26 protein-coding genes are annotated in these 24,337 nt (G+C 58.5%); 13 read left to right on the forward strand and 13 right to left on the reverse strand.

The window, feature by feature from the left end; translation table 11 throughout:
* Positions 1–71: 71 nt before the first annotated feature.
* On the reverse strand, positions 72–1,274 hold the full coding sequence (locus ACODR9_RS09285; protein ID WP_488808977.1) for an ammonium transporter: 1,203 nt from the start codon (positions 1,272–1,274) through the stop codon (positions 72–74).
* 233 nt (positions 1,275–1,507) lie between these two features.
* Positions 1,508–2,860 (reverse strand): NAD(P)/FAD-dependent oxidoreductase, encoded by a 1,353-nt coding sequence (locus ACODR9_RS09290; protein ID WP_488808978.1) that lies wholly within the window; start codon positions 2,858–2,860, stop codon positions 1,508–1,510.
* Positions 2,861–3,000: 140 nt separating this feature from the next.
* Between ACODR9_RS09290 and gcvA the strand changes: the two genes are divergently transcribed.
* The 5 genes from gcvA (at position 3,001) to ACODR9_RS09315 (ending at position 9,689) form a co-directional block, all read left to right on the forward strand.
* Positions 3,001–3,906: a transcriptional regulator GcvA gene (gene gcvA / locus ACODR9_RS09295; protein WP_488808979.1), complete on the forward strand. Its 906-nt coding sequence runs from the start codon at positions 3,001–3,003 to the stop codon at positions 3,904–3,906.
* A gap of 87 nt (positions 3,907–3,993) precedes the next feature.
* Entirely contained in the window at positions 3,994–5,031 is a 1,038-nt protein-coding gene (locus ACODR9_RS09300) for an extracellular solute-binding protein (protein ID WP_488808980.1), read from the forward strand.
* A gap of 3 nt (positions 5,032–5,034) precedes the next feature.
* Complete coding sequence (locus ACODR9_RS09305; protein ID WP_488808981.1) at positions 5,035–6,759, forward strand: diguanylate cyclase domain-containing protein; 1,725 nt, start codon at positions 5,035–5,037, stop codon at positions 6,757–6,759.
* Between the two features lie 51 nt (positions 6,760–6,810).
* Positions 6,811–8,076 (forward strand): Hpt domain-containing protein, encoded by a 1,266-nt coding sequence (locus tag ACODR9_RS09310; protein ID WP_488808983.1) that lies wholly within the window; start codon positions 6,811–6,813, stop codon positions 8,074–8,076.
* 86 nt (positions 8,077–8,162) lie between these two features.
* Complete coding sequence (locus ACODR9_RS09315; RefSeq protein WP_488808984.1) at positions 8,163–9,689, forward strand: fumarate hydratase; 1,527 nt, start codon at positions 8,163–8,165, stop codon at positions 9,687–9,689.
* Positions 9,690–9,766: 77 nt separating this feature from the next.
* Here ACODR9_RS09315 and ACODR9_RS09320 read toward each other — a convergent pair whose 3' ends face one another.
* On the reverse strand, positions 9,767–10,294 hold the full coding sequence (locus ACODR9_RS09320) for a cysteine hydrolase family protein (RefSeq protein WP_488808986.1): 528 nt from the start codon (positions 10,292–10,294) through the stop codon (positions 9,767–9,769).
* Between the two features lie 124 nt (positions 10,295–10,418).
* Here ACODR9_RS09320 and ACODR9_RS09325 point away from each other — a divergent pair, with 124 nt between their 5' ends.
* Positions 10,419–11,384, forward strand: coding sequence for a helix-turn-helix domain-containing protein (locus tag ACODR9_RS09325; RefSeq protein ID WP_488808988.1), 966 nt, complete (start codon positions 10,419–10,421; stop codon positions 11,382–11,384).
* On the opposite strand, the gene ACODR9_RS09330 is transcribed toward ACODR9_RS09325, so the two are convergent.
* Positions 11,354–12,277 (reverse strand): LysR family transcriptional regulator, encoded by a 924-nt coding sequence (locus tag ACODR9_RS09330; RefSeq protein ID WP_488808989.1) that lies wholly within the window; start codon positions 12,275–12,277, stop codon positions 11,354–11,356. The genes ACODR9_RS09325 and ACODR9_RS09330 overlap by 31 nt on opposite strands.
* Positions 12,278–12,310: 33 nt before the next feature.
* Here ACODR9_RS09330 and ACODR9_RS09335 point away from each other — a divergent pair, with 33 nt between their 5' ends.
* The 3 genes from ACODR9_RS09335 (at position 12,311) to ACODR9_RS09345 (ending at position 14,423) form a co-directional block, all read left to right on the forward strand.
* Entirely contained in the window at positions 12,311–12,691 is a 381-nt protein-coding gene (locus ACODR9_RS09335; protein ID WP_488808990.1) for a diguanylate cyclase domain-containing protein, read from the forward strand.
* Positions 12,692–12,855: 164 nt separating this feature from the next.
* The gene (locus ACODR9_RS09340) at positions 12,856–13,734 is read left to right on the forward strand and encodes an MBL fold metallo-hydrolase (RefSeq protein ID WP_488808991.1); all 879 of its coding nucleotides are present in this window, start codon (positions 12,856–12,858) and stop codon (positions 13,732–13,734) included.
* Entirely contained in the window at positions 13,728–14,423 is a 696-nt protein-coding gene (locus ACODR9_RS09345; RefSeq protein ID WP_488808993.1) for a DsbA family protein, read from the forward strand. Before ACODR9_RS09340 ends, ACODR9_RS09345 begins: the two co-directional genes overlap by 7 nt.
* A 29-nt stretch (positions 14,424–14,452) precedes the next feature.
* On the opposite strand, the gene ACODR9_RS09350 is transcribed toward ACODR9_RS09345, so the two are convergent.
* Positions 14,453–15,601, reverse strand: coding sequence for a PP2C family protein-serine/threonine phosphatase (locus ACODR9_RS09350; protein ID WP_488808994.1), 1,149 nt, complete (start codon positions 15,599–15,601; stop codon positions 14,453–14,455).
* A 201-nt stretch (positions 15,602–15,802) separates the two neighbouring features.
* Here ACODR9_RS09350 and ACODR9_RS09355 point away from each other — a divergent pair, with 201 nt between their 5' ends.
* A complete protein-coding gene (locus ACODR9_RS09355) occupies positions 15,803–16,264 on the forward strand; it encodes a YaiI/YqxD family protein (RefSeq protein WP_488808995.1) in 462 nt (153 codons plus the stop codon).
* Positions 16,265–16,580: 316 nt separating this feature from the next.
* On the forward strand, positions 16,581–17,333 hold the full coding sequence (locus ACODR9_RS09360; protein ID WP_488808996.1) for a class I SAM-dependent methyltransferase: 753 nt from the start codon (positions 16,581–16,583) through the stop codon (positions 17,331–17,333).
* 50 nt (positions 17,334–17,383) lie between these two features.
* Here ACODR9_RS09360 and ACODR9_RS09365 read toward each other — a convergent pair whose 3' ends face one another.
* From ACODR9_RS09365 to tadA, 3 genes are read right to left on the reverse strand one after another with little or no spacing between them, the layout of a single operon-like run.
* Entirely contained in the window at positions 17,384–17,800 is a 417-nt protein-coding gene (locus ACODR9_RS09365) for a DUF2721 domain-containing protein (RefSeq protein ID WP_488808997.1), read from the reverse strand.
* Positions 17,801–17,805: 5 nt separating this feature from the next.
* Positions 17,806–18,462, reverse strand: coding sequence for a L,D-transpeptidase family protein (locus ACODR9_RS09370; protein WP_488808998.1), 657 nt, complete (start codon positions 18,460–18,462; stop codon positions 17,806–17,808).
* Between the two features lies 1 nt (position 18,463).
* A complete protein-coding gene (gene tadA / locus ACODR9_RS09375) occupies positions 18,464–19,189 on the reverse strand; it encodes a tRNA adenosine(34) deaminase TadA (RefSeq protein ID WP_488809038.1) in 726 nt (241 codons plus the stop codon).
* 284 nt (positions 19,190–19,473) lie between these two features.
* On the opposite strand from tadA, the gene ACODR9_RS09380 reads away from it, so the two are divergent.
* Entirely contained in the window at positions 19,474–20,274 is an 801-nt protein-coding gene (locus ACODR9_RS09380; RefSeq protein ID WP_488808999.1) for a hypothetical protein, read from the forward strand.
* 28 nt (positions 20,275–20,302) lie between these two features.
* Here the strand turns inward: ACODR9_RS09380 and ACODR9_RS09385 are convergent, their stop codons facing one another.
* From ACODR9_RS09385 to ACODR9_RS09395, 3 genes are read right to left on the reverse strand one after another with little or no spacing between them, the layout of a single operon-like run.
* Complete coding sequence (locus ACODR9_RS09385; protein WP_488809000.1) at positions 20,303–20,581, reverse strand: hypothetical protein; 279 nt, start codon at positions 20,579–20,581, stop codon at positions 20,303–20,305.
* A gap of 1 nt (position 20,582) precedes the next feature.
* Complete coding sequence (locus ACODR9_RS09390; RefSeq protein ID WP_488809001.1) at positions 20,583–20,969, reverse strand: phage holin family protein; 387 nt, start codon at positions 20,967–20,969, stop codon at positions 20,583–20,585.
* A gap of 15 nt (positions 20,970–20,984) precedes the next feature.
* Positions 20,985–21,299, reverse strand: coding sequence for an ElaB/YgaM/YqjD family protein (locus ACODR9_RS09395; RefSeq protein ID WP_488809002.1), 315 nt, complete (start codon positions 21,297–21,299; stop codon positions 20,985–20,987).
* A 366-nt stretch (positions 21,300–21,665) separates the two neighbouring features.
* On the opposite strand from ACODR9_RS09395, the gene ACODR9_RS09400 reads away from it, so the two are divergent.
* Positions 21,666–22,433, forward strand: a complete 768-nt coding sequence (locus ACODR9_RS09400) for a glycosyltransferase family 2 protein (protein ID WP_488809003.1) — start codon at positions 21,666–21,668, stop codon at positions 22,431–22,433.
* Positions 22,434–22,522: 89 nt separating this feature from the next.
* Here ACODR9_RS09400 and ACODR9_RS09405 read toward each other — a convergent pair whose 3' ends face one another.
* Together ACODR9_RS09405 and ACODR9_RS09410 are read right to left on the reverse strand one after the other, a co-directional pair.
* Positions 22,523–22,891: a 50S ribosome-binding protein YggL gene (locus ACODR9_RS09405; protein WP_488809004.1), complete on the reverse strand. Its 369-nt coding sequence runs from the start codon at positions 22,889–22,891 to the stop codon at positions 22,523–22,525.
* Positions 22,892–23,277: 386 nt separating this feature from the next.
* A complete protein-coding gene (locus ACODR9_RS09410; RefSeq protein WP_488809005.1) occupies positions 23,278–24,276 on the reverse strand; it encodes a hypothetical protein in 999 nt (332 codons plus the stop codon).
* Positions 24,277–24,337 lie beyond the last annotated feature (61 nt).

Below are 24,337 nucleotides of genomic sequence, written 5' to 3' on the forward strand. Positions count from 1 at the left end.
GTCTGAGGCGGATCAAGATTATGACAAGCTGGCCGGGCCTGCGCGCCAGGCCCGACCGGGGCGGGATGGAATTACCAGTTGGTTTCGCGGTCCGGTGTGGCGGTGATCTGGTGGATGGTCAGGTCGGCACCGTTGAATTCTTCTTCTTCATCCAGGCGGATGCCCACCGTTTTACGCAGCAGCGCATACACCGCATAGCCACCGCCAAAACCGATGGCAATGCCGGCAAGCGTACCCAGCAGCTGGGACACCAGGCTGACGCCGCCCAGCCCACCCAGTGCGCTCTGGCCAAAAATACCGGCGGCAATGCCACCCCAGGCGCCGCAAATGCCATGCAGCGGCCATACCCCCAGCACGTCGTCAATCTTCCAGCGGTTCTGCGTCTGGGTGAACAGCCAGACAAACATGCCGCCAGCCACCAGGCCCACCACCAGCGCACCCAGCGGATGCATGATGTCCGAACCGGCACAGACTGCCACCAGACCGGCCAGCGGGCCGTTATGGATAAAGCCGGGGTCGTTCTTGCCCGCCCACATGGCGCTGAGGGTGCCGCCCACCATGGCCATCAGCGAGTTGATGGCCACCAGGCCGGAGATGCCGTCCAGACGCTGGGCGCTCATCACGTTAAAGCCGAACCAGCCGACAATCAGAATCCATGCCCCCAGTGCCAGAAAGGGGATGGATGACGGCGGGTGGGCCGAGATACGGCCTTCCTTGCTATAGCGGCCACGACGTGCGCCCAGGTTGAGCACGGCGGCCAGGCCGATCCAGCCGCCCACCGCATGCACCACCACCGAACCGGCAAAGTCATGGAAAGGCTGGCCAAAGCTGTGGCTCAGCCAGTCTTGCACGCCGTAATGGTTGTTCCAGGCAATGCCTTCGAAAAAGGGATACACCAGCCCTACCAGCAAGAAGGTGGCAGCCGACTGCGGGTGGAATTTGGCGCGCTCGGCAATGCCACCGGACACAATGGCCGGAATGGCAGCGGCAAAGGTCAGCAGAAAGAAAAACTTCACCAACTCATAACCGTGATGCTCGGCGATATGGCGCGCATCGCCCAGGAAGTTGACCCCGTAGGCCACGGTATAGCCAACAAAGAAATAGGCAATGGCGGAGACGGCAAAGTCGGTAAGAATCTTCACCAGGGCATTCACCTGGTTTTTTTTGCGCACCGTGCCCAGTTCCAGAAAGGCAAAACCGGCGTGCATGGCCAGAATCATGATGGCCCCGAGCAGCAGGAACAGTACGTCTGATGGCGAGTTGGCAGTTGGCATGGCGAGTCCCGTTGTTGTCGGCTTTTGTTGCCTCCTTAAAGCAAGCGCAGTGCCAGCTGGTGCAATAGCGCACCAGACTGGGCTGTGTGTGCACGAAAATGGCCGCTAGCAGCCCGTTTTTGGGGAGGCGGGGTGCAGGCTGCGGTGATGCAAAACGGTGTGCATGCACCAAAACGGGATTTGCGCTGTGTTTTATGCTGCTGTTTGGTGCATTGCGCTTGTGGCCGCAGATGTCAGTGCAGCTTTACCTGTGGCTGGGTGCGTCGGCTTAACAGACGTCCGGCAGCGCTCAGCAGGGTGGGCCGCCAGCCAAACAGGCTTAGCTGGTGGCGGTGGTACAAGGACAAATACATCAGCCGGGCAAACTGCCCGTGCACGAACAGGCTGCGGCGCGACAGCGCACTCATCAGACTGCCCACCGTGCTGTAGCGGCCCAGCGAAATCAGCGCGCCCAGATCGCGGTAATGAAATGCCCGTAGCGGCTTTTTTGCCAGCAGGCAGCGGATATTGTGGAACAGCAGATCCGCCTGCTGGCTGGCAGCCTGGGCGCGCGGTGGCACCCAGCCTTGGCCGTCCGGGCAGGCAGCGCAGTCGCCCAAGGCAAAGATGTTTTCGTCTCGCGTGGTCTGCAGTGTGGGGCGAACCCGCAACTGGTTCAGCCGGTTGCTGTCCAGTCCTGCCAGCCCGGCCAGCATGGCCGGTGCCTGCACCCCGGCTGCCCAGACCACCAGCTCGGACGGAATGCATTGGCCGCTGGCGGTATGCACCGCGCCATCCTGTACTGCACTGACACGCTCGCCACACAGCACGCGCACCTGCATTTCCTGCAACTGGCGCAGGGCCTTGGCGGCAACGGCAGGCGGCAGGGCTGGCAAGATGCGCGGCCCGGCCTCGATCAGGGTCAGGCGGATGTCGCGATCGGGATTGATGTTTTCCCGGCCATGCGCCACCAGCTCGCGCGTGGTATTGCGCAGCTCCGCCGCCAGCTCCACTCCGGTGGCACCGGCCCCGATGATGGTGAGCTGCAGCTGCTCGGGCCGCAGCGGGCCTGATTGCAGGCTGGCACGGATGCAGGCGTTTACCAGTTGGCGGTGGAAGCGGCTGGCATCGTCCGGGGTGTTGAGGCAGATGGCATGTTCGGCCACGCCGGGCGTGCCAAAGTCATTGGTGGTACTGCCTACCGCCAGCACCAGGATGTCGTAGTCCAGCTGTCTGGCCGGAATGAGCGGCTGGCCTTGTTCGTCCGCCGTGGCGGCGATATGGATGCGTTGTTGCTGTCGGTCCAGATCTTGCATGCGGCCCAGACAAAAGCGGAAGCCGTGACGTTTGGCCTGGGCCAGGTAATCCAGCGCTTCCCGGTGCGGGTTCATGCTGCCAGCGGCAATTTCGTGCAGCAGCGGTTTCCAGATGTGGGTGCGTGCGGCATCCACCAGGGTGATGTCCAGGCGCTGTTCCTGACGTGCCAGGCGTCCCAGGCGGCTGGCCAGTGCCAGTCCACCGGCACCGCCGCCGACGATGACGATTTTTTTGCTGTGCTGTAGCATTTGCTGCTCCCTTGCCCGCGCCTGGCTGTTGCTTCCATTCATGCACCATCTTGTGGCATGAGCAGACTGGCAATGCTGGCGTGATGGATGGATAAATAATGAATGCAGGCTACTTTGCCTGTGCCGTCGCGCGGGTCGCAAACGATATAAATTCAGCACATTGTGAGTTTCAGGAAGCATGTATGCGAAAACGATTGCCCGGTATCGAGGCGCTGCAAGCGCTGGAATGTGCAGCGCGCCACCAAAGCTTCACGCGTGCCGCTGAGGAACTGGCCCTGACCCAGAGTGCGGTGTGCAAGCAGATTGCCCAGCTGGAGGACATGCTGGGGGTGGCCTTGTTTCACCGCATCAAGCGCCGGGTGAGCCTGACTGAAGCCGGGCGGGTGTATGCACGCGGTGTGCGCGACTGCCTGGCACGGCTGGAGCGGCATACCCTGTCGCTGATGGCGCATCAGGGCTCGGACGGGGTCATCGAACTGGCGGCGGTGCCCACCTTTGCCACCCGCTGGCTGATACCGCGCCTGCCGCAGTTTTATCAGCAGCATCCCCACGTTACAGTCAACATCACTACCCGTTCCGATCCCTTCATCTTTACCGATACCGGCTTTGACGCCTGCATCCATTTTGGCAACGGCGTGTGGCCAGGAGCACAGGCCGACTGGTTGTTTGGTGAGGAAATGATTCCGGTATGCAGCCCGCAGCTGCTTGCCTCCGGCGTGCTGGCACCGGCACAGCTGGCCCATTGTCGTCTGCTGCATTTGTCTGCCCGGCACGATGCCTGGCAACGATGGTTTGTCACAGCCGGAGTGGATAATCCGCAAGCAATGGTGGGTGCGCGCTACGAATTGTTTTCCATGTTGGTGGAGGCCGCCCGCGCTGGCATGGGCGTGGCGCTGGTGCCGCGCTTTCTGGTGCAGCAGGAAATCAGCAGCGGCAATCTGGTAATGCCGTGTGAACTGCCTTTGCCCAGCGACAATGCCTACTATCTGGTCTATCCGCCTGATCGGGTCGCGTCGCCGCCGCATCAGGCCTTTGCCGGCTGGTTGTTGCAGCAGGCTGCAAGCTACCGTGAAAGTCTGGTTCGCTAGGAAATTTCTGTTAAAAAAATAGGTATAAAGTCTGGTAAGCAGCTACATTCAAAATTCAAACGGCAGATTGAAAAAAGAAAACCAAACGTGGCATCAAGAATAAACAGCCTGCTTGCGGGGGTAATTGGCTGCCTGTTGTGCTGCCAGTTGGCAATGGCCAAGGACGTGCTGCGCGTGCTGGCCTGGCCCGGCTATGCCGACGCGGATGTGGTGAAGGCATTCGAGCAACGCTACCAGGCTAGCGTCGAAGTGACTTTTGTCGATTCCGACGAGGCATTGTGGGCGCATATGCATGCGGTAAAAGGTCCACGCTTTGATGTTGTGGCAGCCAATACCGCCGAAATGCAGCGCTACTACGCCGCTGGCCTGCTCAAACCGCTTGACCCCGCCTTGTTGCCCAATACCCGCCGGCAACTGCCGCGTTTTCGTCATCTGGCTGCCATTCCCGGTCTGCAGCAACATGGCCGGCTATATGCCGTTCCGTATACCTATTCCACCATGGGCATCATCTATGACAAGCGGCAGTTTTCCCAGCCGCCGGATTCGATGAATGTGCTGTGGGACCCGCGCTACCGCCACAAGGTGCTGGATTTCAACAGTGGTCAGCACAATTTTTCCTTTGCTGCGCTGGCCAGCGGCATCAGCCAGCCATTTCAGCTATCGGCTGCCCAGCAGGCCATGCTGGTGCAGCGCCTGATTGCCCTGCGGCGCAATGTGCTGACTTACTACAGCCTGCCCGAGGAAGGAACCGAGCTGTTCATTCATCACAATATTGCGGTGATGTTTGGCAATTACGGCACCCAGCAGCTCAACTCCCTGCGCCAGGCCGGGGCCGATGTCGGCTATGCCATTCCACGTGAAGGGGTGCTGGCCTGGCTGGATTGCTGGGCAATGACGACGTCAGCACGCAATCCGCAGCTGGCACAGCAATGGATCAACTACATGCTGGAGCCTGCCGTCAGCGCGCTGCTGCCAACACGGCAGGGGCTGGCCAATACCCTGACGGCCAGCGATGAGCTGAAAGCCGGTGCGCGCGTGCTGTGGCTGCAGCCCGTAGAAGACGCGGCGCGGCGTGAGGCGCTGTGGCAGAAAATCTATTCCGGCGATCTGCCGGGGAGCTTCTGAGCCATGCGCCCCGGTCTGCTGGTCAAACTGGCGGTGTTACTGGCCATCTTCGGCATTCTTGCTTCTGGCATCACCGGCTATTACGCCTATACCGTCAACCGCGCCATGCTGGTATCGGCGGCACAGAGTGATCTGTTGACCGCCGCACACGGGGTGAATCGCCGGCTGTCACAGTCGGTGGAGGAGGCTGCCGATGATGCCCTGCTGTTGTCGCGGCTGGTAACGGTGGGCCGGGTGATCAACAGCCGCATGCCACGCGAACGGCAGATGGCCAGGAGCGAGCTGGCGCAGGCATTTGCCGCCATGCTGGCCTTGCACCCGGAATACCTGCAGGTGCGGCTGATCGGCGCGGCTGATAATGGACTGGAACTGGTGCGTGTGAACAGCCAGAACGGCCTGACCGTCGGGGTGGAGGGCAATGCCCTGCAGGAAAAGGGGCATTTCCCCTATGTATTCGAAACCTTGTTGGTACCGGCAGGGCAGATTTACCAGTCATCCATTGCCGTCAATCATGAACGCTCCTCCCACGACGCCGAGGGGCGGCCGGGGCTGATGGTGGCGACACCGGTTTCTGACCGCGCTGGCCGACCCGGCGGATTGCTGGTGATCAATCTGGATCTGACACGGCTGCTAAGCCAGCTGCAGCTGGATCTACCCAAGGCGTACCAGTTGTATATGGCTAACCGCTGGGGCGATTTCCTGGTGCATCCGGACCCGGCCCAGACCTTTGGTTTTGACAAAGGCCGGCGCATTCTGATGCAGGACAGCTTTGCCCCCACCCGCCAGCTGTTCGAACGCAAGGTCGGCAGCCTGGCGCTTAGCGGCCTGGATCAACCCGAGCAGTCCGCCGACAAGGTAATGGCATTTGTCCGCCTACCCATCGGCCGGGGCAGCCGGGATGATTTCGTCGTCACCGGGCTGGTACAGCCCCTGGACAGCGTGTTGGCACTGGCTGCGCCACTGGGGCAGCGCATCATCCACATGGTGCTGGCTTTCAGTGCCATCGCCATTCTGCTGGCCGTGGTCTTTGCCCGCGCCATGCTGCGGCCAATCAATATCCTGGCGCAGGCGGCCTGCAGTTTTACCGATACCCGCCAGCCATTGCCATTGCCGGTGGAGCGCAATGACGAGATTGGCGTACTGGCACGCAATTTCGACCGCATGCAGCGGCAGATCAACAGCCACATGGCCAGCCTGTACGACAACCAGCGCGAACTGAGCTATCTGGCGCACCACGACAGCCTGACCGGCCTTGCCAACCGGGCGCTGTTTTTCCAGCAACTGGAAAAAATGCTGGCGCTGTCACAGCGAAGCGGCGCACAGTTTGCCGTGCTGTTTGTCGATCTGGACCACTTCAAGCAGATCAACGACCAGCATGGCCACGCAATTGGCGACCAGGTGTTGCAAGTGGTTGCCCGTCGACTGCAACATGCGGTGCGCGGTAATGACATGGTGGCGCGCATGGGCGGGGACGAGTACCTGATCCTGCTGCAAGGCAGCTTTTCCTCCGATGCCCTATCCGAGCTGCTGGACAAGCTGGCGCTGACCATTGGCGAGGCCATGCTGGTGGAAGGCAAGAAGCTGGAAGTGGGGGCCAGCATTGGCTACAGCCTGTACCCCCGTGATGGCACCTCCGCCGAACAGCTGGTCAACCAGGCCGACCACGCCATGTATCATGTCAAGGCCATCCAGCGGGATGGCCATACCAGGCAACTGCCTTATTCCTGATATCCGTTTATGCCGCGTCCGGCGTAAACCGCTTCCTGACAGATGCCAACATTGACTCCTGACTCCCGCCAGCCCCTGAACGGGCCTTTGCTGACCGCCCGCCGGCGCGGCCACGCGGTTGATGCCGTCCCGCTGGCCAGTTTGCTACGCCAGCTGCACTTGCGTTTTCAGTCACTTGCCGGCCAGTTGGGGGTGGATTTTACCTTGCAACTGGACCCGGCTCTGGCACCGCTGCTGCTGCTGGATGGCGCTGTACTGCAGCATCTGCTGCAGCAATTGCTGGCCCATGCCTTGCATGGCCATGGCGCGGGCACGCTGCTGCTTAACGCCCAGGTGTGGGCGCAACAGCATATGCGCCAGATCCTTACCCTGGAGCTGACAGCCCACCGCAGTGAACACGATCGTGGCGTGCCGGAACAAATCCTGTCCGGCCCGGCGCGGGCGCGCAAGCCGCATCAGGCCCCGGCAGGCTGGTTGCGCTGCCAGCAACTGGCGCGTTGCCTGGGCGCAGAGCTCAGGCTGGAGCAGGGGCGACAGGGCATGCATGCCTGTCTGCAGCTTAGCCCGGCCATGCCCGGCATGGATCAAGCCCATGCGCCCGCCGCCATGGGTCGCTGGCCGGTTTTGCTATTGTGTGCCGATGCTGCGCAAGGCAGGTCAATCCAGCAGCAGTTGCAGGCGACGGGCTATCCGGTAGAAGTTGCCAGCACGGTGAATGCGGCCTTGCAATACTGGCAGCAGCACGCCGTGGCCCTGCTGCTGCTGGCAGACCCGGCAAGTGCAGCCTTGCCCGCACTGCTGGACTATATCCGTGGCCAGGAAGCCTCCCAGCCCTGGCGTGGGCATACCCCGCTGCTGGCGGTAGGGCCGGACCACGCGGGCAGTTTGCTGGCAGCCGATGCCGTGCCGGACGGCTGGCTGAGCCTGCCGGGTGATTGGGCGGCCTTGCAGCCCTGGCTGCCCGAATATGCCAGTGGCGGTGATGCCGACCTGCCGGTGCTGGACCGGCGTGTGCTGTTCGATCTGAGTCAGGGCGACTGGGCGCTGGAGCTGCCCTTGCTGCAGGATTTTGCCCGCGACAAGCAGGCCGATCTGCTGCAACTGCTACAAGCCTGGCAACAGGGAGATCAAGCAAATGTGATCTTGCTGGCCCACCGTATCAAGGGCGCCAGCCGCACCGTGGGGGCCGTCAGGCTGGCCGATTGTGCCGCACGGCTGGAGCAGACCGCGCGGACCGGCTGCTCTACCGCCGACATGGCCTTGCTGCTGGAGCTGGAGCAGGCGCTGGAGGATTTTGTCGGCCATCTGCAGCACTGATGCGGGGAGCGGGCATGGCGCAATGTGGCACAAGCGCCTAAAATGTCCCGACAATTCCTAAAGCCCCTACGCTGGAGAGACCGCTCATGGCTGTTATCCGTCAGGATGATTTCATTCAAAGCATCGCCGATGCTTTTCAGTACATCAGTTGCTACCACCCCAAGGATTACATCGACGCCCTGTATCAGGCCTATCTGCATGAAGAAAGCCCGGCGGCCAAGGACGCCATGGCGCAGATCCTGATCAACAGCCGCATGTGTGCCGAAGGCCGTCGCCCCATCTGTCAGGATACCGGCATTGCCGTGGTGTTCCTCAAAGTGGGCATGAACGTGCAGTGGGACGCCAGCCTGTCGGTACAGGAAATGGTCAACGAAGGCGTACGCCGTGCTTACAACAACCCGGACAACAAGCTGCGCGCCTCGGTGCTGCTGGACCCGGCTGGCAAGCGTCAGAACAGCAAGGACAACACCCCGGCCGTGGTGCACTTTGAAATAGTCGAAGGCGACGGCGTGGAAGTCACCTGTGCGGCCAAGGGCGGTGGTTCGGAGAACAAGTCCAAGTTCTACGCGCTCAATCCGTCCGACAGCATCGTCGACTGGGTCATCAACACCGTACCTACCATGGGCGCTGGCTGGTGTCCGCCGGGCATTCTGGGTATCGGCATTGGCGGTACCCCGGAAAAAGCCATGCTGCTGGCCAAGGAAAGCCTGATGTCGCACGTGGACATCCACGAGCTGAAAGCCAAGGCTGCCAGCGGTGCCGAGCTGACCCGTGTGGAAGAGCTGCGTCTGGAAATCTTCGAAAAAGTGAACGCGCTGGGTATTGGCGCGCAAGGCCTGGGCGGCCTCACCACCGTGCTGGACGTGAAGATTCTGGATTACCCCACTCACGCCGCCAGCCTGCCGGTAGCGATGATCCCCAACTGTGCCGCCACCCGTCACATCCATTTCCATCTGGATGGCAGCGGCCCGGCCCATCTGGCCACGCCCAGCCTGGAAGACTGGCCGGAAATCACCTACGACACCAGCAACGGCAAGCGCGTTGACCTGGACAACATCACCAAGGAAGAAGTGGCCAGCTGGCAGCCGGGTGATGTACTGCTGCTCAACGGCAAGATCCTTACCGGCCGAGACGCCGCGCACAAGCGCATGGTGGACATGCTGAACAAGGGCGAGGCGCTGCCGGTGGACTTCACCAATCGCTTCATCTACTACGTGGGCCCGGTTGATCCGGTGCGTGACGAAGTGGTTGGCCCGGCTGGCCCCACCACCGCTACCCGCATGGACAAGTTCACCCGTCAGATGCTGGAACAAACCGGCTTGCTCGGCATGATTGGCAAGGCCGAGCGTGGCCCGGCTGCCATTGAAGCCATCAAGGACAACAAGGCGGTATACCTGATGGCGGTGGGCGGTTCGGCCTACCTGGTGTCCAAGGCCATCAAGGCCTCCAAGGTGGTGGGCTTTGCCGACCTGGGCATGGAAGCCATCTACGAGTTCGAAGTAAAAGACATGCCGGTCACGGTAGCGGTCGATTCCAACGGTATTTCGGTGCACAACACCGGCCCGGCGGAATGGCGCGTCAAGATTGGCAAGATTCCGGTCAACAAGGCCTGAGTCTGCGCTTAGCCGTTCAGTTATCAGAAACCCGCCATCCGGCGGGTTTTTTCATTGCTGGGTTGGGATAGGTGATTTCAGGCCAGCGCTTGCGCTGCCGTGGGCAGGGCCACGCGGATGGACAGGGCATTGAGCGCGATGGCATGCAGCATCTGGTCCACCGTGGTGCAGCAGTCGGCCAATACGGCAACTTCGTACTGATCTGCGGCGCGCGACAGGGCGGTATGGGTGACGCAGTTTTGCGTCATCATGCCGCACAGCAGCAGTTTGCCAACGCCCAGCCCATCCAGCGTGGCTTGCAAGCTGGTTTGATGAAAGCTGTCGGCTGCCCGTTTCACCACCACCGGGGCCTGCGGCGCGGCGGCCAGAATGCGCGGGTGAATGGCCACGCCGCTGCTACCTGCATTGAAGAAGGGGGCCATGCCCTTGCTGCTGTCGGCCACGTGTTGTACCAGAATCACCGGCATGCCCAGCGCATGTGCTCGTTCGATGGCGGCCACGCAGTTGTCCAGTACCGCTTCGGTATTCCATAAAGGGTATTTGCCGTTGGTAAAGTAGTCGTTTTGCAGGTCGATGACGATGAGTGCGGTGTGGGGGTAGTCCATGGCGTGGCTCCTGTGCCGGGTTGCAATGTGGCCATTATTGCCAGTGGCCGTGCCCGGCAGAAGTGGCCCGATTGCCAGAATGCGTTAAGATCAGGCCAATCCTGTTTCACTCCGGAATCCTGCCATGTCCGCTCCCGTCGTTGCCGTGCTTGCCTTCCAGAATATAAGCCCGTTTCACCTGTCGGTACCCTGCGTGGTGTTTGGCGATACGCATCCCGGCTTGCCCTCATTCACGCTGCGGGTTTGCGCGGTGGAGGCCGGTCCGCTGCGGACCTCGGCTGGCTTCAGCCTCACCTGCGCGTACGGGCTGGAAGGCCTGGAGGGGGCCGACATCATCATTCTGCCTAGCTGGCAGGCCGGTGCTCCGGTGCCACTGCAACTGGCACTGGCCTTGCAGCAAGCAGCGGCGCGCGGGGTGCAGATTGTCGGCCTGTGCCTGGGGGCCTATGTGCTGGCCGAAACCGGTTTGCTGGATGGCCGTGCCGCAACCACGCATTGGGCCTATGCCGATGACTTTGCCCGCCGCTACCCACAGGTGCGGCTGGACCCGGCGGTGCTGTATGTGGAGGATGGCCAGATGCTGACTTCGGCGGGTACTGCCGCCGGGCTGGATTGCTGCCTGCATCTGTTGCGTCAGCGTTATGGGGCGGAGCTGGCCAATAGCGTGGCGCGGCGGCTGGTGGTGCCGCCACATCGGCAGGGCGGGCAGGCGCAGTTTATCGAACAGCCCTTGCCGGTACGGGCTGGTGATTCACGGTTGGCGGGCTTGCTTGACCGGGTTCGGTGCAATCTGGCGCAGGAGCACACGCTAGATAGCCTGGCGGCGGAAGTTGCCATGAGCCGGCGCAGCTTTACCCGGCACTTTCGTCAACTAACCGGTAGTACGGTGGGGCAGTGGTTGTTGAGTGAACGCTTGCGGTTCAGTCAGCGTTTACTGGAGAGCAGCGGGCATGGCATGGAGCAGATTGCCGCCCTGGCAGGGCTGGGATCGCCGGAATCGCTACGCCATCACTTTCGTCGGCGCTATGGCGTATCCCCCAGCCAGTGGCGGCACAGCTTTCAGCTGACGGGCGACGATGTGGCTGCCTGAGCCCACGGCGCTGCGGTGGCAAAGCGCTGTTGCAGAAAGTCCAGTAGTACGCGCATGGCCAGCGGCAGTTGGCGACGGGAGGGATACAGCGCATGAATGCCCATGCTGACCGGACGCCATTCTGGCAGCACGGCAATCAGCTCGCCGCTGTCCAGCAAGGACTGCACCAGATAGCAGGGCTGCAAGGCAAGGCCCGCGCCATGGCGGCAGGCCTGTAACAGCACCACGGCTTCGTTGGCACTCAGGCGGCTATCCATGCGCACCGTGGTTTCGGTTTCACCCCGGTGCAGCTGCCATTCGCTGCGGCCAAACTGGCTGTAGCTCAGGCATGCATGCCGACTGAGCTCGGCTGGCTGTTGCGGCGTGCCATGCTGCGCCAGGTAAGCCGGCGCGGCGACGATCACCGAGTGGCATTCCCCCAATCGACGGGACACCAGACCGGGTTCCGGGTCATTGGTGATGCGGATGGCCAGATCGATGCGCTCTTCTATCAGGTTGGCTGCCCGGTCCCCCAGTTGCAAATCAATGTGGATGTGCGGGTGACTTGCCATGAAGTCGGCAATGGCCGGTGCCAGTTGGGCCATGCCAAAGGACATGCTGGTGGTGATGCGCAGCTGGCCGCGCAACTGGCCATCGCGCAGGTCGATTTCCTCGCGGGTCTGCTCGGCCAGTTCCAGCATTTGCTGGCAGCGGGCCAGGCAATTGGCTCCGGCATCGGTCAAGGTGACACTGCGGGTGGAGCGCTGCAGCAAGCGTGCGCCCAGCCAGCTTTCCAGCTCCGCGATGTAGCGGCTTACCATGGCGCGGGACAGGTCCAGCTCATGGCTGGCGGCGGTAAAGCTGCCACGGCGCGCCACTTCTACAAACACCTGCATGGCAATCAGCCGGTCCATGGTTGTCCTTGTTGCGTGAAGTGCATGCCATGCATGATAAGCGATCAAGCGCCTGCTGCGCGCCTTCGGGACAGGGCCGGGGGGCGGTGCTGTTGCGGTTATAAATACCTTGCTGCGCAGTATAAACATGCTTGCCGGCGGCGGCTGGCTTGCAGCACGGTCAGGCAGGCCAGCAGGCTGGCAGAGCAGATTCGTCAGGATGTGGAAGCGCTGGCCTTGCCCCATCCCTCCTCACTGTGTAGCGCGGTGGTGACCATCAGTATCGGCATCGCGGCAGCGCACGCCAGTATCAACCAGAAGCCGGACTGGCTGGTGAGTACGGCGGATGCGGCTGTCTATCAAGCCAAGAAGCAGGGCCGCAACCGCATTAACCGCATTGTCACCATGCATTCCTGCCAGCCGCTGCCCAACTGACCCCGCTGTCTCTGGTGTGGTCACCCTGCCTGGATGAAAAATTAGTACGTTTTTTGAAACAATCATGCCCATTTTAATGGGTATATCTGCACGATTTTTAGCGCTAAAGTACGCTCCATCATCAATCAGGCGCTGGTTTTACCCTGCGCCATCCGGAGCAGATCATGCCGCGTACTTCTACTGTTTTCCTGTCCCTTTTGCTTTCCTCCGCTCTGCTTGGCAGCGCTGCCGAGGCCGCAGAAGCACTCAAACTATCGGTGTATCAGGCCGATGAAAACAGCTTCAATGTCACCTCGGTGTTGGTCAGCGGCGAAAAAGATGCCGTGCTGATCGACAGTGGCTTCACGCGTGCCGATGCCTACCGTATTGCTGCCCGGGTGCTGGATAGCGGCAAGACGCTGAAGGCTATTTATATCAGCCAGGCGGACCCGGACTACTATTTTGGGGCCACCGTGCTTAAGCAGATTTTCCCGCAGGCCGAGTTGCTGGCTGCTGCCCCCACCCTGGCACGCATCAAGAGCAATATGGCTGGTAAGGTGGCGTTCTGGGGGCCGAAAATGGGCAGCAATGCCCCGCAAGCCCCGCTAGCCCTGCCACAGCAACTCAAGGGCAGCCAGTTGACGCTGGAAGGACAGGCCATCGAGGTGCGCGGCACCACCGGGCTGCTGGCGCATCGCGGCTATGTATGGATTCCGTCCATCCGGGCGATTGTCGGCAATATCGGCGTGGTGTCCGGCTTGCATGTGTGGACGGCGGATACCCAGAGCAAGCAGGAGCGCCAGGCCTGGCTGAGCCAGCTGGATGAAATGGAAGCCTTGCAGCCGGCGCAGGTGATTCCCGGCCACATGGCAGCCAATGCCCCCACCGGCCTCGCCAGCATTCGTTACACCCGCAGTTATCTGCAGCAGTTTGAACAGAATCTGGCACTGTCAGGCAATAGTGGCGCGTTGATCCAGCGTATGCAGCAGGCTTTTCCTCAAGCCGGGGAAGCCATGTCGCTGGAAATCGGTGCCAAGGTGAATAAAGGTGAAATGAAATGGTAAACAATACACTGCATTACTTTTACGACCCGCTATGCGGCTGGTGTTATGCCGCCTCACCGCTGTTGCAAGCAGCTGCCGCGTTGCCCGGTCTGACCCTGGCGCTGCACGCTGGCGGCATGATGAGCGGCAGTCGCCGTCAAGCGGTTACCCCGGCCCTGCGTGATTACGTGATGCCGCACGACCGGCGTATTGCCAGCATCACCGGTTTGCCGTTTGGTGACGCCTATTTTGACGGTCTGCTACGCGATGGCAGCGCGGTATTCGACTCCACACCGCCCATTGCCGCCATTCTGGCGGCAGAACAACTGGGCTTGACCGCAGTTGCGATGCTGTCTGCCTTGCAGCAGGCACATTATCAGCGCGGCCTGCGCATTGCTGATACCGTCGTTCTGCAAATGATTGCGCAGGAGCAAGGGCTGGACCCGGCAGGATTTGCCGTCGAGCTGGAACGGCAGCAAATCCTGGCCGATGCGCATATCCAAGACAGCCGTCAATTGATGCAGCAATATGGCATGCAGGGTTTTCCCAGTCTTTTGCTGGAGCGGGATGGGCAGTTGCAGAGGGTAGATGTTTCCACCTGGCTGGGGCAGCCACAGGCATTTACTGCGGCGCTGCAGGGCATCCTGGAGAGTGGGGACGCCACTGCCGCATCATTTTGTGCTGCAGATGGTTGTGGATTGCCAGGATAACCAGCGCACGCCAGCCAGCAGGCGGGCTTTCAGGGGCAGCGAACAACCACCAGCGAAATATCGTCGTGGTTTTCGCTGCCAGCCAGATGCTGGTTCACTGCCTGGGTAATCGCGCCCTGAATGTCCAGCGAGCCAACCTTACGCATGGCTTCCAGTATGCCGTCCAGCCCGAAAGGTTGGCGGTCGGCATTATAGGCTTCGGTGACACCGTCCGAGCACACCACCAGTGCCCCACTTTCCTGCCAGCTGAAGTAGTCGAGCGTGGATTCGAAATCGCTGTCCGGCAAAATGCCCAGCGGAGGAGAGCGGGAGGCGAAAGAGCGCAGCACCTCACCATTCCTGCCGACATACATGGCGCAGGGAATACCGCCATTCCACACCGCAATGCGGCGTAGCTGGTAATCCACTTCAATCAGTGCTGCGGCCACAAAGCGACCGATAGGCAAAATGGTATGCAGCTTGCGGTTAATTGTCCGGGCAATCTCCTGCACCGGCAGATTGCGATCGCTCATGGCAAAGAATGTATCCACCGCTGGCAGACCACAGATCGCGGCTGCCAGACCATGGCCGGTGCTGTCTGCCAGCATGATACGGTCCAGTCCTGGCTGGCTGCGCCGGATGCAGATGGTATCGCCGCTAAAGTTCATCGCCGGACGCTGCCACTGCTGGATATTGGGAGGTGTCTGCTCGGCGCGGCGGGTAAAGCGGTCCAGCACCATCTGGGCAAACATTTGCTCCTGCTCGTTGATGCGGTAATACGCTTCCAGCCGTTCACTATCCTGTGCAATACGCTGCTGCATATCCGAAATACGGATCAGCACATGCAGTTTCGCCGTCAGGATGTCTAAATCAATCGGTTTGGTCAGGTAATCATCAGCCCCCATCGCCAGTCCGCGCAGCAGTTGGCTGCGGTCAGTCAGCGAGGTCAGGAAAATGATGGGAATCCAGTGTTCGCCCAACAGTTTGCGGATGGCGCTGGTGGCCGCAAAACCATCCATCACCGGCATGGTGACATCCATGAAGATGACATCCGGTCTTTGTTGCTGGCAGAAATCCACGGCTTCCTGGCCATTGCATACGGCGACGGCCTCGTGGCCCAGCAGGCGGATATAGTCGATCAGTATCTGACGCGAGGTCGGGCTATCTTCGGCAACCAGAATAGTCAGCGCGCGGGTCATTCAACAAACCTTGTGGGGAAGAGGGCAGGGTGGGCAGCTGCCAGTCGCGTAAGCAGATGCATATCAGGCTACTATAGAGTGCCTGAACAGTTTATGCCATTAGCTTGGTAATGAATCTGTCGACTTTAACAGATTGACATGGGCAGGCAGGCCGGACTGTTGTAGGCTTGCCGCACCTTCATTTTTGCCAAAGCACATGCCATGACTATCTGGGTTGATGCCGATGCCTGCCCTGCGGTCATCCGCGACATCATCTGCCGTGCGGCCCAGCGTACGGCAACACCGGCCGTGTTTGTGGCCAACCGTCTGACTACCTTGCCTGCCAGTCCCTATCTGCGTGCCATCGTGGTGGCCAAGGGCTTTGATGTGGCCGATGCCGAAATTGCCCGCCAATGTGTGGCAGATGACTTGCTGGTCACCGGCGATATCCCGCTGGCAGCCGAAGTGCTGGCCAAAGGGACTGCGGCAGTCAATTTTCGCGGTGAAGCCTATTCCAGAGAAACCATTGCCGGCCTGCTGACCATGCGTGACTTTATGGAAACCATGCGTGCCAGTGGCATCCAGAGCGGTGGTCCCCCGCCCTTCAGCCAGGCGGACCGGCAACAATTTGCCGGTAAACTGGACCAATGGCTGGCCACCCGCCGCCGTCTGGCCAATAAGTAAATCACAGCCGGATGGCGTGACTGGCGCTACGGCATGCGGTTTGCAGTCTGTTACGCAGGCAGCTACAAGAATAACCTGCCGCCGCCGATAGGAAACAAACGGTAAGAATACATGGTGCCATGCTGCTGATGTGGCCTGTTTGCTTATGGTTTGTGATGAGTCATATAACTAGCTTAAATTTTATCTTTTAAAAGAAATTAATTAAAATTAAATAGCATGCATAATGCTATTATCATTAATACCTTGCACCCAAGGGGTGACGCGGAATAGTCCAGCGCACCGTTTACCTGAAGTGAGTATTCATTTGAGCCCAATCATGGATACGCGTGCCATTGCCACCTTCGATTTGCAGTCAGACCAATATGCGCGCTACCGCCCGCAATATCCGGATATGCTGTTCCGCTGGTTGCAGGCTGCTGTTCCGGCCCATCAGCGCGCCTGGGACTGCGCTACCGGTACCGGTCAGGCGGCAGTACAGCTCTCTCGCCTGTTTAGCCGGGTTGATGCCTGTGATATCAACCACAGCCAGCTTGATGCGGCTGAACAGGCCGCCAATATCGTGTATCTGGAATGTGCCGTGGAGCATCCGCCCTATGGCGATGCCGTGTTTGACCTGATAACGGTTGCCCAGTCTTTGCACTGGTTTGATTTCCAGCACTTCTGGCCGCATGTGGAAAGAACCCTCAAGCCTGGTGGTGTGTTTGCCGCCTGGGGCTACGACTGGTTTCAGGTTTCACCGGAAGTGGATGATGCCATGCGCTTTTTCCGCGCGGTGATCGAACCGTTCTGGTCCAGTTGCAGCCAGTTGCTGTGGGATGGCTACCGGGACGTCAACATGCCCTTGCCGGCCATTACTACCCCGGTTTACCAGATTGTCATGCACTGGAATCTGGAGCAGTTGCTGGGCTATCTGCACACATGGTCTGCGACCAAACTGTGCATGCAAAGCCTGGGTCATCATGTGCTGGACGATGCGCGCCAGCGTCTGCTGCGTGGCTGGGGAGACCCTGCCATGGTGCGTAGGGTCAATATGCCGCTACATTTCATTGCCGGGCGCAAGCCGGGCTGAGTCAAAAAAACCGGCGTGGCCGGTTTTTTTTATCAATCTCTGGCTGGTGTTCACTTTTGCTGGCGATGTGACTCCGCTTCCAGGTCAGACAGCAGGATATTCAGCGCATCGGACGAGCGCACCAGTTCCCACAGTGAGGTGGCCAGCGAGGCAATCATCAGCAGCAGGCTGATGCCAAATGACATTTCCCCCAACTGTTGCCAACCGGTATAGATCTGGAACATGGCCATGCTGCAGAGAAACAGACTGCCTATGCCGAGGAATTGCATCCATTTGATCAGCAGGATACGGGTACGCAGATTACCGATCTGTAGCAGGATCTTCGGGTTCTGCTCTGTCTTGTAATCGTTGTACAGATTACGAATGATGCTGGCCAAGCCGAGAAAACGGTTGGTATAGGCCAGCAACAGGAGTGAAATGGCGGGAAACAGCAAGGCTGGCGTGGTGAGGTTGAGAGCTGCGTGCATGATGTTCAGGAATTCTCGTTTATCAAAATGTCTATGCCATTAGGCGTCTGGTCAAATAGCTGGATGATGTCCGGATTTTTCATGCGGACACAACCCAGTGAGGTAGGGCTGCCAAAGGCAACATGATCACCTGCGCCATGCAGGTAAATGGCACGGTCGTAGCTATCCACATTGCCCCCCTGGTTCCGGCCAGCCTCATCGCCGCACAGCCACAGGATGCGGGTGAGAATCCAGTCTTTTTCCGGATACTGCTGGTGCAGCTCCGCCGTGTACTTCCATGGTGTCACCCGGCGACGAAAAATGATGGTATTGGGCTCGGCTCCCGCTCCCAGTTTTTCACATACATGGTGCCAGCCCCGAGGGGTCTGGTAGCTGTTGGCCTGTTCGCCGGCCCCGCGTCGTGCTGTGGAAACAATATAGTGCTGTTGCTGGCGGCCCCATTCGTCAAACAGAATCAGCGACTGGCTGCGGATTCCAACCAGAATCCATGGCTGGCCATAATGCCGTGCATTTGCGCGGGTGGCCTGTAAGGGAGCATCCAGCTGTGTCTGCAAAAGAAAAGCCGCCGGGTCTGTAGCATCAGGGGGCGATGCCAGCAATGCCTGCGATAACAGGCTGATGCTTGCTCCAGTGCGCAGCTTGTCCAGCAAGCTTGCTGCCATTTCATGTCTCCTGTTTACGGCGCTGCCGGAAAAAATCACTTAATTGCTGGCTGCATGCCGCTGCCTGCTGTCCACCCCATATGGCCGTATGGTGATTGAGTTGTGACATGGCAAACAGGTTCAGTACGCTGCCAGCAGCGCCGGTGCGCGGTTCGCTGGCACCATAAATTACCCTGCCAATACGGGCATGCAGGATGGCACCGCTGCACATGACACAGGGTTCGAGTGTGACATAGAGATCGCAGTCGTCCAGTCGGTAATTACCCGTATGTCTGGCGGCATCACGCAAGGCCTGCATTTCGGCATGTGCCGACGGATCGGACAGGCCCACCGGCTGATTAAAGCCACGGCCAATGATCTGCCCGTTTCGTACCACCACCGCCCCGACCGGCACTTCCCCGCTTGCGGCAGCCAGGCTGGCCTGTTGCATGGCCTGTTGCATGAAGCTGGCAATTTCTGCTGCTGCGGGAGGAAGGGCAACGGGCGGATGGTTTTCCAGCATCTGGATCAGCCTGGCCCGGTCAGCCTCTCCCAGTTGAGACCAATGCACTCCACGCGCAGCCGCTTCCAGTGCAAACAGTAAGCGCCGGGTAACGGTGTGGCCAGCTGCTTTCAGCTGCAAAAAAGTGGTAACACTGCCGTTTTGCAGTAGCTGATCACGCGTATTGATGCCGATTTGTCGCAACCATTGCACGGCGGCTGGGGGCAGGGGAGGCGTGGCAAGCAGGGTGTCGGTAGGGGAGAGCATGGCGCTGGGAGTGCAGTGGCTGGTTTATCTATTTTAGCGTTTTCGCTGGCAGGACTTATAGCGATGCGTTAAAGAATCAGACAAATATGCCGATAGGATCAGGTAAAGACATCATTGTGGTGGCTGCCAGTATGCTTTCCATCCAGTATTTGACCCAAAGTCTCGCGCGGGCTGATGCAAGAGACAGTACTCCTGTTTCTGCCGCTGCCAGCAAAGGCCAGGCTACGGCGACCAATGGTGCGAATACGCCAGTGTTGCCGGGCATGACGCCTTCTGTGCAGGACACTACCCGTCAGGCGTTGAATCAGTCCTTGCAGCAGGCCCTGAACCAATGGCGGCAGCAACAGGCTGCGTTGCAGAAGCAGGCCCAGAACAGCAAACAGAATACCAATCAGCCGCTGGATGCTGGTCGTATGGACATGCTGAAAGAACGGGTGAAGAACTTGCGCCAGATGTTGTTGCTGGTGGGAAGGGACAAAGCCGGCTTGCGTGCTATTGCCATGCAGCTTAAGCAAATCAGTGCTGAATTACGGCAGATGGTTGCCAATGCCACCGCCCAAGCTCAGCCGCAGGGCATGACGGTGAATGTGAGTGTGGCTGCTGTCGACAATGGGCAAACCGGTGCAGATACTGCGGCAACTGGCGATGTCGCTTCCGCATCGGCGGCTAGCCCGGCGCAATCCGTGTCAGCAGACAGCGGGAACAAAGAATCAGAAGGCACTGATAGCACATCCACCAGCAGCATAGCAGGGGCTGGCAATATGCTGGGCGGCAACGGAGTGGCAACTGGTTTGAGCGGTAATATGGAGTTACAGACACTGATCAACAGTATCAAGGGCATTCAGCAGTGGCTGCGACAACGCCAACAACAGACGCAAGACGAGTCGCTGAAAAAATGGCTGGATGATAGCAGCAAGGATATGGCGGCTATCACAAATATGTTGAACGGTGGCAGCAATAGTGCTGACGGAGAGCTGAATCTGCAGGTAGAACTTGCCAGCAGTGGTACGGATGGTAGCAATAGCGTTGATATCGGCAGTGCTGGTGTAAACAGTCAAGCCTGAAGAGAAAGGACAAATTTATCCAGCTGTTTCAGCGCGATCCCCAGAATTTGCTGACCAACTTCCACATCAGCAACATTCTGGTGCCTCGGCGCAACCAGCGGCGGATAGATTCCGAAGGTAATATATTGGCCAGCGAGGACAACAGGCTGGCGGTGCGGCCTTCGCCGGTAAAGGCCATGAAGCCTTTTCCAGCCATGCCCAGCGGGTGTTGGCGCAGCTGTTCCAGCTCCAGGGTCAGCTTTACGCGCAACACCTCGCCTTTCATCAGTAACAGCTGCTTCTTGATGGCACGGTCTTGGGGTTTCATGTCACCTTCTCCCGCTCAGGCTAGTCCAGTCCTTGCGGACCTCCGCCACGGTATCGGCAAACGGTGCCGGGCTGCGATGGGCGCGCTGACGCACATGCCACAACAAGCCCAGCGCACCGGCCAGGCTAAGCAGTGTCAGTGCACCCAGCACCAGTGCCCTGTATGACTCAGGGGTGAGCACTAGAATCAGCAGCAATCCACACAGCAGGGCAAGCAACAGCAGGATGAGTGCCAGCCCACCCAGCAGCAGGTTCAGCAGCAGGCTGTCTTTCTGTTCTTCCGCTTCCAGCAAAAACAGCTCGAAACGGGTAAGTAACAAGGAAAACATCCCGCTCATCAGCGAACTGATGCTGCCTGGGCGGGGCGGGCGCTTGGTGGAATCGGGCATGTGGCGGAAAGCGGCTTAGCGACGTGAAACCAACATACCCAGCAAAAAGCCTACTCCTGCTGCAATGCCGATGGATTTCCACGGATTTTCATGTACATAGTCATCAGTTGCCTTGGCGGCAACTTTGGCTTTGCCAACCACGACCTTTTCCGCCTCCAGCAGCCGGGCCTTGGCCAGCTTGATATTTTCACCCAGGCGTTTACGTAGTTCGCGCCCCTTTTCGCCGCCTTCATCACCGGCAGCGCCGAGCAAATCTTCTGTGCTGGACAAAACCTGGCGTACGTCATCCAGCAGTTGTTCTTTTTCCTGATTCAGTGCAGCTTCGGACATGGTGGTTTCCTCGGTTAAATTGAAACGGGTAAACAAATTCAGACTGCAATGCAAAGCGGATGGTTCCCATACCAGCGTGGTACTTGTTGACCGTATCAGTGGTACTGCAGCGCGTCAATTGCCAATGGATTGTGATTTGCCCTGCCGCAACAGTGGCTGACGGGTTCCCGGTCGCTGACTGGCCGGTACGAAGACGCTTGCCAGGCGTGCATGACAAGATATGAATTGTTACTGCCTGACGTATTACGGATAATGCTCAAAAAAATTTACATACACTCTGCTTTGATGCTGATGGCAAGCCAAGGTGGCCCATGGCTGGGCGCTACCACAGCATAGGCAGATCTGCTTCCGAATGGGCAAGACCACATGACACCATTGTCAATCTATGTACTGACTTTCAATAGTGAACAATATCTGCAAGCCATCCTGCATGCAGTCGCCGATTTGGCTGACGACCTGTTGGTTGTCGACAGCGGTAGCCAGGATCGGACGGTAGAAATTGCGCAGCAATGTGGTGCACGGGTGGTGTATCGCAAGTTTGATGATTTTCGCCAGCAGCGAGATTTTGCCCAGCAGCAATGTCGCCATGACCATGTTTTTTTCCTGGATAGCGACGAGATCCCCAGTCCGGAGTTGGTAGCTCACATCCAGCAGCTCAAGCAGAACGGTTTTCAGCATGATGCCTACGCCATCCAGCGTGATTGGATTGTGATGGGCAAGCAGGTTCATGCGCTGTATCCAGTGGGTTGCCCGGACTACCCTGTGCGTATTATCGAGAAAAATCGCGTGGGTTTGTCTGAGCAAGCGGTGCATGAGGACTTTGTTGGCTATCGCAGCCGTGGCCGGATTGCATTGCCGATCAAGCATCAGACTTTCCACTCAATGGCAGAAATCAATCGCAAGCTGGATTTGTATACCAGCCTGGATGCCAGCGATCTGGCGCGCATGAGTACACGTAAGAATTTTGCCCTGCGGCAGTGGACGAGCCCAATCGGTGCGTTTTTCAAGTGGTACGTAAAGAGCGGTAACTGGAAGGATGGCCGGGTTGGCCTGGTGCTGGGGCTATATGCCGCTCGGTTTGCCCATCAGAAATACAAGAAGGCCTGGCAGATAAGGCGTGAGTCAGGTCTCTGAGTTCAGCGCATCATAGTATTGATGTAGACATGACAAAGCCGGTCACTGACCGGCTTTGTCATGTCTACAGGTACTGGCTTGGTATGGTCTCAAACTGCCTCGAACCAGCTGTCGTCATGCCAGGCATCCAGCAGTTCGCTGACCTCGGCCTTGGTAACGGCAGGGTAAGCAATGACCCAGGAATGCAAGGCATCTCGTTGAGCCATGGTTACGCTGCCGCTTGCGTAGGTGGTGACGAAGCCGCTGCATTCATCGCCACCGTAGGTCAGTCCCAGTGCCTCAACCTGCTCAATCAGGGCAAGCACATAGTGCTCTCGTGCTACCTCATCCAGTGGCGTGTCAAATTGTACCAACAGGGTAAAACCCAGCTCGGTAAACTCACCGGCATGGTGCTTCTTACGCTGACGACGGTTCCAGTTGGCAAGACGGCGACGGGAAGGAATGACGAGGTTGTTCATGGTTAACCTTCATAGTGGCTGGACTGCTGCATGTGGCTTAGGCAAGCAGCATTGAAGCGGCGGATCATAAAGAAAAAGCCCGGTTTTCCGGGCCTGGGATGGCAAGTTTGCTGTCCAGTGTCTGTCCAAGTGGCTTGGTCAGCAAGGCAGCTTAGCGCAAAACGCCAGACTGCCTTTACTTTCGGTGCAATCGCCCATTTCTAATAAAACTGATTGAAAACAATCAGTTTCCCACTCAATCATTAGTAAAGTTAAATAACACTTATAAAACAATAGGTTGAAAATCTTCAATCATTCGGTGCCATGAAAAATGCCATAAAAAAATGTGCGAAGCAATAAGGACTGTTTGCTTAATGTCTGGAGCCAAAAGGCCATTGAAGCTTCCACTAGGCCGAAGATGGAGGAGTGACCTCACTTCCAGTCGCGCGTTTGGTCTGCTTTCCATAGTTGAATTCATCGCCGCCGGTACGTATGAATTCATTTCGATGGACATCAAACTTAAAAGCAAACCCAGTCATGTATTCGTTGCCTAGCAAATCGCTATAACAAACGTGACCAATCACCCACGCCTCGTACTGCCCCCGGGCCAAGGACAACCCATAAGGACCAACCTCCAACTGACGCTTTTCCCCATGTGGATCACCCATCGACGAAAACGTCCCGTATGGAAAAATAGTCTTATTCCAAACACCAAGCTCGCGAAGCCTTGGCTTCTCACCGGGCTTGACTGTCGAAAACCAGTCGTGGACAAACTCTGTCAGTAGTGCGGGGGAACGACCAAAATTGATCAAATTGAGTTCTTGAGTTCCTGGCGCAACTTCATTCCTCCCACCAAGATCGCGATTCGTCAGCCCGGACTTCGTGACCGTTACAAGAACGTAGGGGCGTTCCAGCTTAGTAAGCGCCAATTCAGAAATAAAGGCAGACCGCTGACTTGCTATTGCTGCGTTTTTTGTGTCCTTTGCACCTCGCACTAGAAGCAGAAGCTGAAGAAACGCCACAAGGGCAGTAGCGCCAGTTGCATAGCCAAGAACGATAGTCCAACGCGCGATGATAGCATCAGTCGTCTCCTTGGTAGCTGCTTCGAGCTTCGTGTTGCTGAGCGAATTTTCTGAGGTCATTGCCGAGGAAGACGCTGAAGCGGCCGTAGATGTCACAGTCGATTGTGTGACGATCTGACTCGTGGCAGGTTTGATTTGTGACTTTGAATCGGAAGCATTCGCCACCTTATTCGCTACGGCCGAGACGATATGAGCCTTTCCTTTGTCTACGCTCTGCTGAGCGCGTACTCCAGAGAATGCTACTGTTGTTGCTATGACTAGGAAAAACCGGATGCCCAAGACCCGAAGAGAAGCACTATCTATATCTATAAAGAAAATTCTCATTTTTCCTCTTTTGTGAGTCTTAAACGCTACGGGTGATAGTTATATTCCAACCATTACAGAA

It is taken from the genome of Aquitalea sp. FG25, assembly GCF_057809375.1.